Origin of the sequence: Nocardiopsis quinghaiensis (assembly GCF_008638365.1) — a bacterium.
Classification (GTDB): Bacteria; Actinomycetota; Actinomycetes; order Streptosporangiales; family Streptosporangiaceae; genus Nocardiopsis; species Nocardiopsis quinghaiensis.
On record NZ_VWVU01000008.1, the window covers coordinates 185,657 to 200,549 of the forward strand.

Annotated in this window: 11 protein-coding genes; 10 read left to right on the plus strand and 1 reads right to left on the minus strand. The window is 70.7% G+C overall.

Features of this window, described 5'->3' with window-relative positions:
* Window positions 1–89: 89 nt before the first annotated feature.
* The 5 genes from polA to coaE all read left to right on the plus strand — a co-directional run bounded on the left by polA (window position 90) and on the right by coaE (window position 6,632).
* A complete protein-coding gene (gene polA, locus FYX01_RS17325) occupies window positions 90–2,903 on the plus strand; it encodes a DNA polymerase I (RefSeq protein ID WP_150242613.1) in 2,814 nt (937 codons plus the stop codon).
* 46 nt (window positions 2,904–2,949) lie between these two features.
* The gene (gene arfB / locus FYX01_RS17330) at window positions 2,950–3,393 is read left to right on the plus strand and encodes an alternative ribosome rescue aminoacyl-tRNA hydrolase ArfB (RefSeq protein ID WP_223830509.1); all 444 of its coding nucleotides are present in this window, start codon (window positions 2,950–2,952) and stop codon (window positions 3,391–3,393) included.
* A gap of 434 nt (window positions 3,394–3,827) precedes the next feature.
* On the plus strand, window positions 3,828–5,327 hold the full coding sequence (rpsA, locus tag FYX01_RS17335) for a 30S ribosomal protein S1 (RefSeq protein ID WP_150242617.1): 1,500 nt from the start codon (window positions 3,828–3,830) through the stop codon (window positions 5,325–5,327).
* A gap of 170 nt (window positions 5,328–5,497) precedes the next feature.
* The gene (locus FYX01_RS17340) at window positions 5,498–6,022 is read left to right on the plus strand and encodes a GNAT family N-acetyltransferase (RefSeq protein ID WP_150242619.1); all 525 of its coding nucleotides are present in this window, start codon (window positions 5,498–5,500) and stop codon (window positions 6,020–6,022) included.
* 10 nt (window positions 6,023–6,032) lie between these two features.
* Window positions 6,033–6,632 carry a dephospho-CoA kinase gene (coaE, locus tag FYX01_RS17345; RefSeq protein WP_150242621.1) on the plus strand — a complete coding sequence of 200 codons (600 nt, stop codon included), beginning with the start codon at window positions 6,033–6,035 and terminating at the stop codon, window positions 6,630–6,632.
* On the opposite strand, the gene FYX01_RS17350 is transcribed toward coaE, so the two are convergent.
* Window positions 6,629–7,735, minus strand: coding sequence for a hypothetical protein (locus tag FYX01_RS17350; protein WP_223830510.1), 1,107 nt, complete (start codon window positions 7,733–7,735; stop codon window positions 6,629–6,631). The two genes, coaE and FYX01_RS17350, sit on opposite strands and share 4 nt — an antisense overlap.
* A gap of 152 nt (window positions 7,736–7,887) precedes the next feature.
* Between FYX01_RS17350 and uvrB the strand changes: the two genes are divergently transcribed.
* From uvrB to FYX01_RS17375, 5 genes are all read left to right on the plus strand, one after another.
* Entirely contained in the window at window positions 7,888–9,987 is a 2,100-nt protein-coding gene (uvrB, locus tag FYX01_RS17355; protein ID WP_150242623.1) for an excinuclease ABC subunit UvrB, read from the plus strand.
* A gap of 179 nt (window positions 9,988–10,166) precedes the next feature.
* Window positions 10,167–10,613: a DUF3060 domain-containing protein gene (locus FYX01_RS17360; RefSeq protein WP_150242625.1), complete on the plus strand. Its 447-nt coding sequence runs from the start codon at window positions 10,167–10,169 to the stop codon at window positions 10,611–10,613.
* A gap of 344 nt (window positions 10,614–10,957) precedes the next feature.
* Window positions 10,958–11,953, plus strand: coding sequence for a GNAT family N-acetyltransferase (locus FYX01_RS17365; RefSeq protein ID WP_077689583.1), 996 nt, complete (start codon window positions 10,958–10,960; stop codon window positions 11,951–11,953).
* A 77-nt stretch (window positions 11,954–12,030) separates the two neighbouring features.
* Complete coding sequence (locus FYX01_RS17370) at window positions 12,031–12,954, plus strand: hydroxymethylglutaryl-CoA lyase (protein ID WP_150242627.1); 924 nt, start codon at window positions 12,031–12,033, stop codon at window positions 12,952–12,954.
* 262 nt (window positions 12,955–13,216) lie between these two features.
* Complete coding sequence (locus FYX01_RS17375) at window positions 13,217–14,857, plus strand: CTP synthase (RefSeq protein WP_150242629.1); 1,641 nt, start codon at window positions 13,217–13,219, stop codon at window positions 14,855–14,857.
* Window positions 14,858–14,893: the final 36 nt, after the last annotated feature.

The following is a 14,893-nucleotide window of genomic DNA, read 5'->3' on the forward strand; positions in this document are numbered from 1 at the left end:
GCGGAGGAGACCTCCGGTCCGGAGCGGTGGCCTCCGGTGTTCTCGCGGTGTGGCCGCGAAGTGTCCGCATCGCATCCTAGGATTTGTCTGTGGTGACCAAGCGAGAGACCCCCGACCAGACATCCCAGGCCAGCGCCGGGGCGGGCGGCACGGCCCCCGCCGGCAGCGGTGGCCAGCGCCCCCGCCTCCTTCTCCTGGACGGCCACTCGATGGCCTTCCGCGCGTTCTTCGCGCTTCCGGTGGAGAAGTTCGGCACGAGTACCGGACAGTCGACCAACGCCGTCTACGGCTTCGCGTCGATGCTGGTCAAGTTGCTGCGGGACGAGGAGCCCACCCACGTCGCGGTGGCATGGGACCTGTCCGGCCCCACCTTCCGGCACGAGGAGTACGCCGAGTACAAGGACGGCCGCTCCGACACACCGCCGGAGTTCCCCTCCCAGGTGCCCCTCACCCAGGACCTCATGCGGATGGTCGGCGTCGCCAACCTGTCCGCGCCGGGCTTCGAGGCCGACGACGTCATCGCCACGCTGGCCCACCGGGGCGGTGAGGCCGGGATGGAGGTGCTCATCGCCTCCGGAGACCGCGACGCCTTCCAGCTGATCACCGACTCCTGCACGGTCCTGTACCCGGGAAAGAGCCTGTCGGACCTGCGGCGCATGGATCCCGCGGCGGTCGAGGACAAGTACGGGATCCCCCCGGAGCGCTACCGCGACCTGGCGGCCCTGGTGGGGGAGAAGGCCGACAACCTGCCCGGCGTGCCCGGGGTGGGTCCCAAGACCGCCGCCAAGTGGATCACCAAGTACGGGTCCCTGGACGAGCTGGTCGCCCACGCCGACGAGCTCCCCGGCAAGGCGGGGCAGAGCTTCCGCGACCACCTGGACGACGTGCTGCGCAACCAGCGCCTGAACCAGCTGGCCACGGACGTGGCCCTGGACGTGGACGTCAGGGCGCTGGGCCTGGGCGAGGCCGACCGGACCGGGATCGACGCGCTCTTCGACAACCTGGAGTTCGCCTCCAACCTGCGCGAGCGCCTGTACTCCGTGATCCGCCTGGAGGGCGGCGCGGAGGCGGCCGACGCCGCGCCCGCCGAGGGCTTCCGGATCGACCTGACCGTGGCCGGGACCGGGGAGCTGGCCTCCTGGATCACCCGGCACGCCGCCCCTGACAACGCCGACGGCGACACCCTCACCCCCACGGCGCCCGCAGGGCTGGCCGTGGACGGCACCTGGGGCCGCGGCACCGGCAGGGTGGACGCGCTGGCCGTCAGCGTGCCCTCGGGAGAGGCGGTGTTCGTCGACCCCACCACCCTGGACCCGGCCGACACCGAGGCGCTGGCCGCCTTCCTGGCCGACCCCGGCCGCCCCAAGGTCGTGCACGAGTGCAAGGGAGCCCTGCTCGCACTGGGCGCGCACGGGTGGACGCTGGGCGGTGTGGTCAGCGACACCGCCCTGGCCGCCTACCTGGTCCAGCCGGGGCAGCGCCGCTTCGACCTCGCCGACCTGTGCCGCAGGTACCTGGGCCGGGAGCTGGAGGAGTCCTCCTCCGGCGACCAGCTGACCCTGGACCTGGGCGACGGCGGCGAGGCGGGCTCGGGCCACCAGCACCTGCTGGCGGTGCGCGCGAGCGCCACCCGCGACCTGGCCGGGGTGCTGTCCGCGGAGTTGGACAAGAGGGGCGGCACCCACCTGTTGCACGAGGTCGAACTGCCGCTGGTGGACGTGCTGGCGCGGCTGGAGCGGGCGGGGATCGCCGCCGACCGCGAGTACCTGGAGGACCTGCAGGGCGAGTTCGCCTCCGCGGCCCGCGGCGCGGTGGAGCGGGCGCACGAGGTGGTGGGCCGCGAGTTCAACCTCGGCTCTCCCAAGCAGCTCCAGCAGGTGCTGTTCGAGGAGCTGGGCCTGCCCAGGACCAAGAAGATCAAGACGGGCTACACCACCGACGCGGACGCGCTGGCGTGGCTGGCGGCGCAGACCGACAACGAGCTGCCCGCGGTACTGCTGCACCACCGCGACCAGACCAAGCTGCGGACCACGGTCGAGGGGCTGATCAAGACGATCGCCGACGACGGCCGCATCCACACCACCTTCAACCAGACGGTGGCCGCGACCGGCCGTCTCAGCTCCACCGAGCCCAACCTGCAGAACATCCCGGTGCGCACCGACGTGGGAAGGCGCATCCGGCGGGCGTTCGTGGTGGGCGAGGGCTTCGACGAGCTGCTCACCGCCGACTACAGCCAGATCGAGCTGCGCATCATGGCGCACCTGTCGGGCGAACAGGCGCTGATCGAGGCCTTCGACAGCGGCTACGACTTCCACGCGCAGATGGCCGCGCAGGTCTTCGACGTCGAGGTCGAGCGGGTCGACGGAGAGGCGCGCTCCAAGATCAAGGCGATGAGCTACGGCCTGGCCTACGGGCTGAGCGTCTACGGCCTGTCCCAGCAGCTGGGCATCGCGCCGGAGGAGGCCAAGCGCCTGATGGAGAACTACTTCGCCGAGTTCGGCGGAGTGCGCGACTACCTCGACTCGGTGGTGGAGGAGGCCCGCAGGGTCGGCTACACCGAGACGATCCTGGGGCGCCGCCGCTACCTGCCCGACCTGACGAGCGACAACCGCCAGCGCCGGGAGATGGCCGAGCGGATGGCGCTCAACGCGCCCATCCAGGGGTCGGCGGCCGACATCATCAAGGTGGCCATGCTCCGGGTGGACGCGGCGCTCACCGAGGGCGGCTTCTCCTCGCGGGTCCTGCTCCAGGTGCACGACGAACTCGTGGTGGAGATCGCTCCGGGCGAACGCGAGGCGGTCGAAAACCTCGTGACGCGGCAGATGAGCTCCGCCTATGATCTGCGTGTCCCGCTGGCCGTCTCGGTCGGCAGCGGGCAGAACTGGCACGACGCCGCGCACTGAGCCGCGGCGCGGGAGAACCGTGGGACGACGCGAGGAGGCGGAAACGGTGACGGCACGTGGCGGAGCCCCCGAAGGGCTGACCGTGGGTTCGGTCACCATCCCCGCCGACGCGCTCACGTGGCGGTTCTCCCGCTCCTCCGGGCCGGGCGGCCAGCACGTCAACACCTCCGACACCCGGGTGTCGCTGTCGTTGGACGTGGCCGCCTGCACCAGCCTGGGGCACACGCGGCGCCAGCGCGCGCTGGAGCGGCTCGGGGGGCGCCTGGTCGACGGTGTGCTGACGGTGACGGTGCAGACGACCCGGTCGCAGGCGCGCAACCGGGTCGAGGCCAGGGAGCGGATGGCGGTCCTGCTGGCGGAGGCCACGGCCCCGCCCGCGCGCGAACGCCGTGCGACCCGCCCCAGCCGGAGGGCCAGACAGCGCCGCGTGGACGCCAAGCGGCAACGGAGCGCGATCAAACGGTCACGCTCCCGCCCTCCTATGGACTGACCGTAACCCGCTCCCCCCAATATTTTTTCCGGCGCCCCAGGACGCCCCGCCGGTGCGCGCCCGGCGTTCACCCAGAGGCGGTACGCCCCTGCGGACGTGGGGGTACCGCTAGTTGATCTTGACTGCCATACTCGGGTAAATTGCCGCCATTGTGACCTACGTCGGGTTGGCGGGCCGGGGTTCCGATTGACCAGGACGCCCTTGTCTCATATTCTGGCTGCAGCGTTGTGGGTTCGTGCGGGCGTCCGCTGTCTCCAGTGAGGGACAAACAGGATGGCACCACTTCGGTCAACACTCTGGACCCGGCGGTTGGTGGTCAGGCGGCCCTGTGTCGCCACGGCCCTGCTTCTCACCTCCGGACGACGGATCGATGGGCTCGAACCTACGGCGTGCCCATCTTCCTGAATCTGTCCGTATCCGGAGTCCACCCACAAATGACGAGCAGCACCGAAGCCACCTCGGCACCCCAGGTAGCGGTCAACGACATCGGGTCCGAGGAAGCCTTCCTCGCGGCGATCGACGAGACCATCAAGTACTTCAACGACGGTGACATTGTCGAGGGCACCATCGTGAAGGTCGATCGAGACGAGGTCTTGCTCGACATCGGCTACAAGACCGAGGGTGTGATCCCTTCCAGGGAACTCTCGATCAAGCACGACGTCGACCCCGGCGAGGTTGTTGCCGTCGGCGACCAGGTCGAGGCCCTCGTCCTCCAGAAGGAGGACAAGGAGGGTCGTCTGATCCTGTCCAAGAAGCGCGCCCAGTACGAGCGCGCCTGGGGCACGATCGAGAAGATCAAGGAGGAGGACGGCGTCGTCACCGGCACCGTCATCGAGGTCGTCAAGGGCGGCCTCATCCTCGACATCGGTCTGCGCGGCTTCCTGCCCGCCTCCCTGGTCGAGATGCGCCGTGTGCGCGACCTGCAGCCCTACGTCGGCCGTGAGCTCGAGGCGAAGATCATCGAGCTGGACAAGAACCGCAACAACGTGGTCCTGTCCCGCCGCGCCTGGCTCGAGCAGACCCAGTCCGAGGTTCGCCAGACGTTCCTCAACACCCTCCAGAAGGGGCAGATCCGCAAGGGCGTCGTCTCCTCGATCGTCAACTTCGGTGCCTTCGTGGACCTGGGCGGCGTCGACGGCCTGGTGCACGTCTCGGAGCTGTCCTGGAAGCACATCGACCACCCGAGCGAGGTCGTCGAGGTCGGCCAGGAGGTCACCGTCGAGGTTCTCGACGTGGACATGGAGCGCGAGCGCGTCTCCCTGTCGCTCAAGGCGACGCAGGAAGACCCGTGGCAGCAGTTCGCCCGGACCCACCAGATCGGCCAGGTTGTTCCCGGCAAGGTCACCAAGCTGGTTCCGTTCGGTGCGTTCGTGCGCGTCGAAGAGGGCATCGAGGGTCTGGTCCACATCTCTGAGCTGGCCGAGCGCCACGTCGAGGTGCCGGAGCAGGTCGTCCAGGTCGGTACCGAGATCTTCGTCAAGATCATCGACATCGACCTCGACCGCCGTCGCATCAGCCTCTCGCTGAAGCAGGCCAACGAGAGCGTCTCGCCGGACCAGGTCGACTTCGACCCCACGCTGTACGGCATGGCGGCCGACTACGACGAGCAGGGCAACTACAAGTACCCCGAGGGCTTCGACGCCGAGAGCGGCGAGTGGCTCGAGGGCTTCGAGGCCCAGCGGGACGAGTGGGAGCGCAGCTACGCCGAGGCGCAGGCCCGCTTCGAGGCGCACCGCAAGCAGGTCGAGGAGGCCCTCGCGGCCGAGGCCGACGCTGCGAACGCGCCCGCCCCGGAGGAGGAAGAGGAGTACACCGGCGGCGATGGTGGCCAGAGCGCCAACCAGCCCGCTTCGGAGGCTTCCTCCAGCGGCGCCCTGGCCTCGGACGAGGCCCTGGCCGCCCTCCGCGAGAAGCTCGCGGGCGGCGACGCCTAGGCAGTAGGCCCGGTAGGTCCGCGAGGACTCGCTGACAGCCCCGAAGGGCCGTCCCCTCTTGCGAGGGGGCGGCCCTTCGCCGTGTCCGGGTCCGCCTCCGGGGTTCCGGTGGGGCGGGGAACTAGGGTCGTGGCGTGTCCCCGACGGGCGGGGCGTGTTGAGGAGGCGACGTGTTCGACATCCACCCGGCCACCCCCGCCGACGCGGGTGAGGTCTTCACCCTCCAGCGGGCCGCGTTCGTCGACGAGGCCCAGGCCTTCGGCGACCCGTTCGTGCTGCCGCTCACGGAGAGCCTGGAGAGGGTGGAAAGACTGCTGGGGCAGGAGGACACCCTCGCGCTCAAGGCGGTCTCCGGGACCCGCCTGGTCGGGGCGGTCCGGGCGCGGGTGATGGGCGCCAGCGCCGTGGTCGGCCGCCTGGCGGTGGTCCCCGACCTGCGGCGCCGGGGGATCGCGCGGACCCTGCTCGCCGACGTCGAAGGGCGCCTGCGCGAGCGCCACCCCCACCTGACCGCGCTCGCCCTGTCCACCGGTGCCCAGGAGGCCGGACAGCAGCGGCTCTACCGCGGGCTCGGGTACACCGAGACCTCCAGGGAACGGGTGGCCGAGCACCTGGTCATGGTGCACATGCGCAAGGAACTCACCCCGGACCCGTCCGACGGGGGCGGCGTCGCCGAGCGGGGAGCGGCGGTCTAGGGTTCTCGGCATGCTGAAAGTGGGACTCACCGGTGGGATCGGCTCCGGCAAGAGCGCGGTCTCGGCCGGACTGGCGGCCTACGGCGCCACCGTCATCGACGCCGACGCCATCGCCCGGGAGGTGGTCGAGCCGGGCACGCCCGGCCTGGCCGCGGTCGTCGCCGAGTTCGGGGAGGAGGTGCTCACCCCGGAGGGGCGGCTGGACCGGCCCAGGCTGGGCGAGATCGTCTTCGCCGACGAGGAACGCCTGGCCCGGCTCAACGCCATCGTGCACCCCCTTGTGGGCGAGCGCAGCGCCCAGCTGATGGAGGAGGCGGTGGCCTCCGGGGTGGAGGTGGTCGTCTACGACGTCCCGCTGCTGGTGGAGAACGGACTGGGACCGCTCTACGACGTGGTGGTCGTGGTCGACGCCCCCGACGAGGTGCGGGTGGAGCGGGTGGCCGTCAACCGGGACATGCCGCGCGAACAGGTGCGGGCCCGCATCCGTGCGCAGGCCGACCGGGAGGCCCGCCTGGCCGCCGCCGACCTGGTGGTCGACAACTCCGGCACCCGCGAGGAGCTGCGGGAGCGGGTCGCCGAACTCTGGAGCGAACTCCTCAAGCGCGCCTAGATGTGCTGTCCCGGTCCTCGGCGCAGGGCCGCGGACAGGGACGCGCCGGCGTCCACGGCCTCGCGTACCAGCTCCTCCCGGACCGAGTGCGCGGCCTCCACGCTGAGCAGGCTGTCGTCGATCTCCTCGGTGCGCATGGCCTCCTGGGACGAGGACAGCGCCAGGTCGGCGTAGTCCGCGGCGCGGTCGGCGATCTCCTGGCACTGCTCCCACTCGCGGTGTGCGGTCACCGCCGCGTGCACACGCTCGCCGTAGCCGATCAGCACCCCGACCCGCTCGGCGAGCGCCGCGTGGGCGCGGCCCACGGCCTCCTCCTGCGGTTCGAGCGCCCGGGTGACCTGGTCGGACACCGCCTCGCGCTTGCGCCGCAGCAGCTCCTTGCGCAGGGAGCGCAGCCGTAGCAGCTCCTGGGACATCCGCCACTCCTCCTCGCGCAGCAGGGGCAGCGTGAGGCCGGCGTCGAAGGACTCGCCCAGTACCCGGGCGCCCTCCTCCACCCTGTCGGTGGCCTGCTGGAGCTGGGCGAACAGGTGCGCCTCGGGCTCGTCGCGGCGGGTGGCGTAGCCGTGGGGGCGGCCGAAGTCCTCGGGCAGCACGTAGCGGTCGGCGTTCTCCGAGGCCAGACGGGCGACCATGCCCGGGCGCATGACGGCCCCGGTACCGCCCACGGCGACGGCCAGGTAGAGGGCCGCGGTGGTGGGGTCGCCGGGGACGACCGAGCCGAGCGGTCCGACGACCGGTTCGAGCAGCAGCCGGGCGCCCATGACCCCGACCGCGGAGGCGGGCAGCGCCCAGAAGGCGTGCATGACCAGGTCGGCCCAGTCGTCGGTGAAGGAACCCTTGAGGGAGACCAGTCCGAGAACGGCCATGGTCGTCCCCAGACACAGCAGGGCCATGAGGACGGCACCGGCGGCCGGGGAGAGCAGGGCGACGGCCGCGAGGGAGCTGCCTCCCGCGGCGGTGAGCGCGGCCCCCCGCCTCCAGGTGAGACGGCGGGAGGGCCCGGACGAGCTCGGGATCAGCCTCTCGGGGTGGGCCCGCATACGCGCGACCGCACGGGGAGGGAGGGCCGGGTCGAAGGTGGGTCTGCGGGGATGGGACACGGCTGGCACCTCCGCTTCGGACACAGCACGCTGTCTCGATGGTAGCCCCCTACCCACGACCCGACAGGGATGTCACAGGCGGTCGGTAGCGTTGGGGGTGAGGGACACGCGGACGCGGGGGCGGCCCGCCGTTCGATGGGAGAAGAGGCGACGTGCGACCGGTCAGCGACATCAAACGCAGCGAGGCGCCCTTCGAGGTGATCTCGGAGATGACCCCGGCGGGGGACCAGCCAGGCGCGATCACCGAGATCAGCAGGCGGGTGCGTGCGGGGGATCCGCACACGGTGCTGCTCGGCGCCACCGGTACCGGTAAGACGGCGACCGTGGCGTGGACGGTGGAGCGGCTCCAGCGGCCGACCCTGGTGATGCAGCCCAACAAGACCCTGGCGGCGCAGTTCGCCAACGAGCTGCGGCAGATGCTGCCGAACAACGCGGTCGAGTACTTCGTGTCTTACTACGACTACTACCAGCCCGAGGCCTACGTCCCGCAGAGCGACACCTTCATCGAGAAGGACTCCTCGGTCAACGACGAGGTGGAGCGGCTGCGCCACTCGGCGACCAACTCGCTGCTCACACGCCGGGACACCATCGTGGTCGCGTCGGTCTCGTGCATCTACGGCCTGGGCACCCCGCAGGAGTACGTGGACCGGATGGCGCAGCTGGCGGTGGGTATGGAGGTCGACCGCGACCAGCTGCTGCGCCGCCTGGTGGAGATGCAGTACTCCCGCAACGACACCGCGTTCACGCGTGGCACGTTCCGCGTGCGCGGCGACACCATCGAGATCATCCCGGTCTACGAGGAGCTGGCGATCCGCATCGAGATGTTCGGTGACGAGGTCGAGCGCCTGCTCACCCTGCACCCGCTCACCGGCGAGGTGCTGGGGGAGAGCCGGGAGATGTTCATCTTCCCCGCCTCGCACTACGTGGCCGGTGAGGAGCGCACCGAGCGTGCGATCGCCTCGATCGAGGCGGAGCTGGGCGAGCGGCTGGCCGACCTGGAGGCGCAGGGCAAGCTGTTGGAGGCGCAGCGCCTGCGCATGCGCACCACCCACGACCTGGAGATGATGCGCCAGCTGGGTACCTGTTCGGGCATCGAGAACTACTCGCGGCACTTCGACGACCGCGAGCCGGGCAGCCCGCCCAACACCCTGCTGGACTACTTCCCCGAGGACTTCCTGCTGGTGCTGGACGAGTCGCACGTGACCGTCCCGCAGATCGGCGCGATGTACGAGGGCGACGCCGCGCGCAAGCGCACCCTGGTCGACCACGGGTTCCGGCTGCCCTCGGCGATGGACAACCGGCCGCTGAGGTGGGAGGAGTTCACCGAGCGGATCGGGCAGGCCGTCTACCTGTCGGCGACCCCGGGCCGCTACGAGCTGCGCCAGAGTGGCGGCGACGTGGTGGAGCAGGTCATCCGTCCCACCGGCCTGGTCGACCCGGAGGTGCTGGTCAAGCCGACCGACGGGCAGATCGACGACCTGGTGCACGAGATCCGGGTGCGCGCCGAGCGCCAGGAGCGGGTGCTGGTCACCACGCTCACCAAGAAGATGGCCGAGGACCTCACCGACTACTTCGCCGAACTGGGCATCCGGGTGCGCTACCTGCACAGCGAGGTGGACACGCTGCGCCGGGTGGAGCTGCTGCGGGAGCTGCGGGTGGGCGAGTTCGACGTGCTGGTGGGCATCAACCTGCTGCGCGAGGGCCTGGACCTGCCCGAGGTGTCGCTGGTGGCGATCCTGGACGCGGACAAGGAGGGTTTCCTGCGCTCGGAGACCTCGCTGATCCAGACGATCGGTCGCGCGGCACGCAACGTCGCGGGCCAGGTGCACATGTACGCCGACAACGTCACGGACTCGATGCGGTCGGCGATCGACGAGACCACGCGGCGCCGCGACAAGCAGCTGGCCTACAACGCCGAGCACGGGATCGACCCCACGCCGCTGCGCAAGCAGATCGCCGACATCCTGGACACGCTCAACCGGGAGGACGTGGACACCGAGGAGCTCATGTCCACCGGTTACCGCAGCTCCGGGACCAAGGGCGGCCGTGCCCCGGTACCCGCCCTGGGCGAGCGCTCGGCCGAGGTCTCCTCCATGCCGCGCGCGGAGCTGGCCGACCTCATCGGGCAGCTGAGCGAGCAGATGCACCAGGCGGCGACCGACCTCCGGTTCGAGCTGGCGGCCAGGTTGCGCGACGAGATCGGTGAGCTCAAACGCGAGCTTCGCGGTATGGACGCGGCCGGGGTGAGGTGACGCCGACCCCCGCGGCACGGCGGTTCCGGTTCCGGGGGGCCGGGGCCGGAGCGGGCGGGCGTATCGGAACAGGAACGTTTGGGGAACAGCGAGGTCGCACGGTTATCTCCGCGTGACATACTCTTGGCTTCGCGCAAGCTGTATGTCGCAATTGCCGGTTATCCGGTTGTGGGGGAAACATGAGGGTTCGGCTCTTGGCGGCTGCGGGCGGTGGCCTGCTGTTCACCTTCCTGCTTCCCGGCTGCGGTCTGGCCTTCGGGCATGAGGACGTCGAGGTGCCCAACGGTGCCCCGGGCACCGAGGGCGCCAGGGACGACGTGGTCATACCCGACCACAACGTCAGCGACGACGACACACTGATCATCGTCGACGACGGCGCCGAGATCAACGAGGACTGCGGCGGCCGCGAGGTCGTGGTCACCGCGGACGACGCCGTCGTGATACTGCACGGCGGCTGCGGGCTGGTGCGGGCCACCGGTCGCGGGTCCACCGTCGACGTGGGTTCGGCGGACAAGATCGTGCTGATCGGGGTGGACAACACCGTCTCCTTCGCCTCAGGCGACCCCGAGGTGGTCAACCACGGCCGCAACACCACGGTGACCGAGGGCGGCGTCGCCGGGAAGTGATCCGGGAACGCTGGTGGGCAGGGCGGTTCCGTGTCGGTGCGTTGACCGCCCCGGCACCCTAGAGTGACCTTCGATCCGTTACCGTGGTGCGCGTCCGCTCGTATCCTCATCGGAGCGCGCGGACGCCAAGGTCGGGTGCGCGCGGCGACGCGGAGTGAATTCTCGATTGCAATCGGAGATTTCGTACTCTCGGCCGGTTCCGAGGCGGTACGGTCGTTTCGTCCCGCCCGCGGTGCGACTCCGGTCCCGTCGGGGCGGCACGACGGTCAGGGCGTCGCACGCGCCATTCCGGTACCGGTCCGAGAGCGCGTGTTCGACGTGAGGACCCGCTAGGGGAGGGGTGGATGAGCGGTTATGTCGCGCGGGTGCGACATGATGAGTCGCCCGGGGGCGACGTCGGCCTGGACCCGTTGGTGCGGTCGGCCGCCCAGCGCTGGGCGGACACGGACCCCCTGCTGCCCGAACCCGTCAACTTCGCTCCGGGCTCCTATCCCCTTCTGACCGTCAGCGACGAGGACGGTCGCGCCGTCGCCGCCGGCACCATGCACTACACGTGGTACCAGCCCGGCGAGGTCGGCCGGATCTGGGGCGTGCCGGACCAGCACTGGCTGACCCCCATCGTCGGCGGTCCCGACCCCAGCCGCGCCCTGGACTCCCTGCTGACCAGCTGGCGCGACCAGTTGGAGGACCTGCCGACCGGCACCGGTTCGGAGTCGGCGGCCCTGGTGAGCTGGCCCGCCCGCGACGTGTGCGGCATCATCCCGCTGCAGCGCCACGGCCTGCAGCCCTACACCGTGCTGGCCGCCCGCCAGCGCCGCCGCGGAGTACCCCCGTCGCTGCCGCCGCGCGACGTGACCATCAGGCTGGCCGACCGCAGCGACCTGACCCAGGTGGTCGGGCTCCTGATGGAGGAGCACCGCTACGAGCAGCACTTCGGCGGGGTGTTCCTGCAGGAGGACACCGCCGAGCAGACCCGCAAGGTCGCCGCGCGTGCGCTCAACCGCTCCCGTTCCTGGATCTGGCTGGCCGAGCGGCGCGGTCGCGCCGTGGGCCTGCTGTGGGTGTCCCCGCCCGAGAGGTCCCGGTGGGCCAAGTCCCTGGTCAACGCCCGTCCGATCGCGCACATCGGCTACGGCGTGGTGGTCGCGCAGGAGCGCGGCAACGGGATCGGCACCGCGCTGGTGGGCCAGGCGCACCAGGCCCTGGACAGCCACGGCGTGGGTGTCTCCGTGCTCAACTACGCCGCGATGAACCCGCTGTCCGGCCCCTTCTGGCATCGCATGGGCTACCGGCCGGTGTGGACGACCTGGGAGGTCCGCCCCGCCCTGGCCCTGCGCTGAGCCCCGGTGCGGGCTCGCGGCGGGAGGTTCTACTAGCCTGTGCGCGCAAGCGCGACGGTGCGTGGAAGGTGAGGCGGATGACCGCGAACGACCGTGGGCCCCAGGGCGCGGAACACGTGGAGATCGTCGAGGTGGGGCCGCGCGACGGCCTCCAGAACGAGGCCAGGACGCTCTCGGTCGACGACCGGATCGAGCTGATCGACCGCGCCGCGGCCGTCGGTGCGCGCCGGATCGAGGCGGTCAGCTTCGTCAACCCCAAGCGGGTGCCGCAGATGGCCGGGGCCGAGGAGATCATGGCGGGGGTCACGCGCGCGCCGGGAGTCTCCCACATCGGCCTGGTACTCAACCGGCGCGGCCTGGACCGCGCGGTGGCGGCCCGGGTCTCCGAGATCAACGTGGCGGTGCCCGCCACCGACGGGTTCTGCGTTCGCAACCAGGGCTGCACCGTCGAGGAGATGCTCGGCGCCCTCGCCGACATCGACGCCGCCCTCGCGGGGACGGGCATCCCGCTGAGTGTCACCGTCTCCACCGCGTTCGGCTGCCCCTTCGACGGTGAGGTGCCGCCCGAGCAGGTCGTCGAGGTGGTCCGCCGTATCGCCGACACCGGCGCCGTGGAGATCGCCCTGGCCGACACCATCGGCGTGGGCGTGCCCCGGCAGGTGGGGGACCTCCTGGCCAGGGTCGGGAGGATCGCCGACGGCCGCAGAATGCGCTGCCATTTCCACAACACCCGTAACACCGGTTACGCGAACGCACTGGCGGCCGTGGACGGGGGAGTGCGGGTGCTCGACTCCAGCCTGGGCGGTTTCGGCGGCTGCCCGTTCGCGCCCGCCGCGACCGGCAACATCGCCACCGAGGACCTGCTGTACATGCTGCACCGCAGCGGACTGCACACGGGTGTGAGCCTGTCGGGGGCCGCCGCCCTGGGCGAGTGGATGGGGGAGCGCCTGGACAAGCAGCCTCCCGCCTACCTGGGACGTGCGGGCGCCTTCCCGGCCTGACGCACCACCGCTCGTCCGGCACGGGCCTTCCGGAGCGGTGCCACGACACCCTCCGCGGGCCCGGCCGTGGCGGGTGGGGAGAGGGGAACAGCGAGGTATACGGAGGTGTTCCCAGGTGTGGACGGACGGGGGGCCTGTTATCCTGGTGCCCCGTGGAGTCCGGCGGCCGGAGCGATGAGCAACCGCCCGCAACCGGACCGCCGCACGGCCGCTCAGTTCGCCCCGAGCCAGCCGTAGCCACTCAACCCACGGGAGCATCACTTTGGCATCCGCCGCGAGTACCAAGCACCTTTTCGTTACTGGCGGCGTCGCCTCCAGTCTTGGCAAGGGCCTGACGGCCTCCAGCCTGGGACGACTTCTCAAGTCGCGCGGCCTGCGGGTCACCATGCAGAAGCTCGACCCCTACCTCAACGTCGACCCGGGGACGATGAACCCCTTCCAGCACGGCGAGGTGTTCGTCACCGACGACGGTGCCGAGACCGATCTGGACGTGGGCCACTACGAGCGCTTCCTGGACACCGAGCTGTCCGCGACGGCCAACGTCACCACCGGCCAGATCTACTCCAGCGTCATCGCCAAGGAGCGCCAGGGCGCCTATCTCGGTGACACCGTGCAGGTCATCCCGCACATCACCAACGAGATCAAGGCGCGCATCTACGCGATGGACGCCCCCGACGTCGACATCGTCATCACCGAGATCGGCGGCACGGTCGGCGACATCGAGTCGCAGCCCTTCCTGGAGGCGGTTCGCCAGATCCGCCACGAGATCGGCCGGGACAACTGCTTCTTCCTGCACGTGTCCCTCGTCCCGTTCCTCGGCCCGGCCGGGGAGATGAAGACCAAGCCCACCCAGCACTCCGTGGCCGCCCTGCGCAGCATCGGCATCCAGCCCGACGCGATCGTGTGCCGCTCGGACCGCCCCATCACGCAGAGCCTGAAGTCCAAGATCAGCCTCATGTGCGACGTGGACGAGGCCGGTGTGGTCTCCACCCCCGACGCCCCCTCCATCTACGACATCCCCAAGGTCCTGCACCGCGAGGGCCTGGACGCCTACGTCGTCCGCCGCCTCGGCATGCCCTTCCGCGACGTGGACTGGACCGAGTGGGACGAACTGCTGCGCCGCGTGCACCAGCCCGCCCACGAGGTCACCGTCGCCCTGGTCGGCAAGTACATCGACCTGCCCGACGCCTACCTGTCGGTCAGCGAGGCACTGCGCGCGGGCGGCTTCGCCACCGACACCCGCGTGAACATCCGCTGGGTGGCCAGCGACAACTGCGCCAGCCCCTCCGGCGCCGCGGCCGAGCTGGACGGTGCGGACGGCGTCCTCATCCCCGGCGGCTTCGGTGTGCGCGGTATCGAGGGCAAGCTCGGCGCCATCCGCTACGCCCGCCAGAACGGGGTTCCGCTGCTGGGCGTCTGCCTGGGCCTGCAGGCCATGGTCATCGAGTACGCCCGCGACGTGCTCGGCCTGGACGGGGCGAACAGCACCGAGTTCGACGACAAGGCCCAGAACCCGGTCATCGCCACCATGGCCGACCAGACCGACGTCGTCGCCGGCGAGCGCGACATGGGCGGCACCATGCGCCTGGGCATGTACCCGGCCGAGTTGAGCGAGGGCACCGTGGTGCGCGAACTCTACGGCGGGCGGGCCGAGGCCTCCGAGCGCCACCGCCACCGCTTCGAGGTCAACAACGCCTACCGCTCCCAGCTGGAGGAGTCGGGCCTGGTGTTCTCCGGGCTCTCCCCTGATGGCAAGCTGGTGGAGTACATCGAACTGCCCCGGGACGTCCACCCGTTCTTCGTCGCGACGCAGGCGCACCCGGAGCTGCGGTCCCGTCCGACCAAGGCCAACCCGCTCTTCCGCGGACTGGTCTCGGCGGCCCTGGATTACCACAACTCCTGACGGAGGCCGAACCGGGCGGGGCACGAGTCCTGAGAG

Coding starts and splice junctions, on each gene's coding strand:
- rpsA (WP_150242617.1), top strand. CDS start 3,828: ATGACGAGCAGCACCGAAGCCACCTCGGCACCCCAGGTAGCGGTCAAC.
- coaE (WP_150242621.1), top strand. CDS start 6,033: ATGCTGAAAGTGGGACTCACCGGTGGGATCGGCTCCGGCAAGAGCGCG.
- FYX01_RS17360 (WP_150242625.1), top strand. CDS start 10,167: ATGAGGGTTCGGCTCTTGGCGGCTGCGGGCGGTGGCCTGCTGTTCACC.
- FYX01_RS17365 (WP_077689583.1), top strand. CDS start 10,958: ATGAGCGGTTATGTCGCGCGGGTGCGACATGATGAGTCGCCCGGGGGC.
- FYX01_RS17370 (WP_150242627.1), top strand. CDS start 12,031: ATGACCGCGAACGACCGTGGGCCCCAGGGCGCGGAACACGTGGAGATC.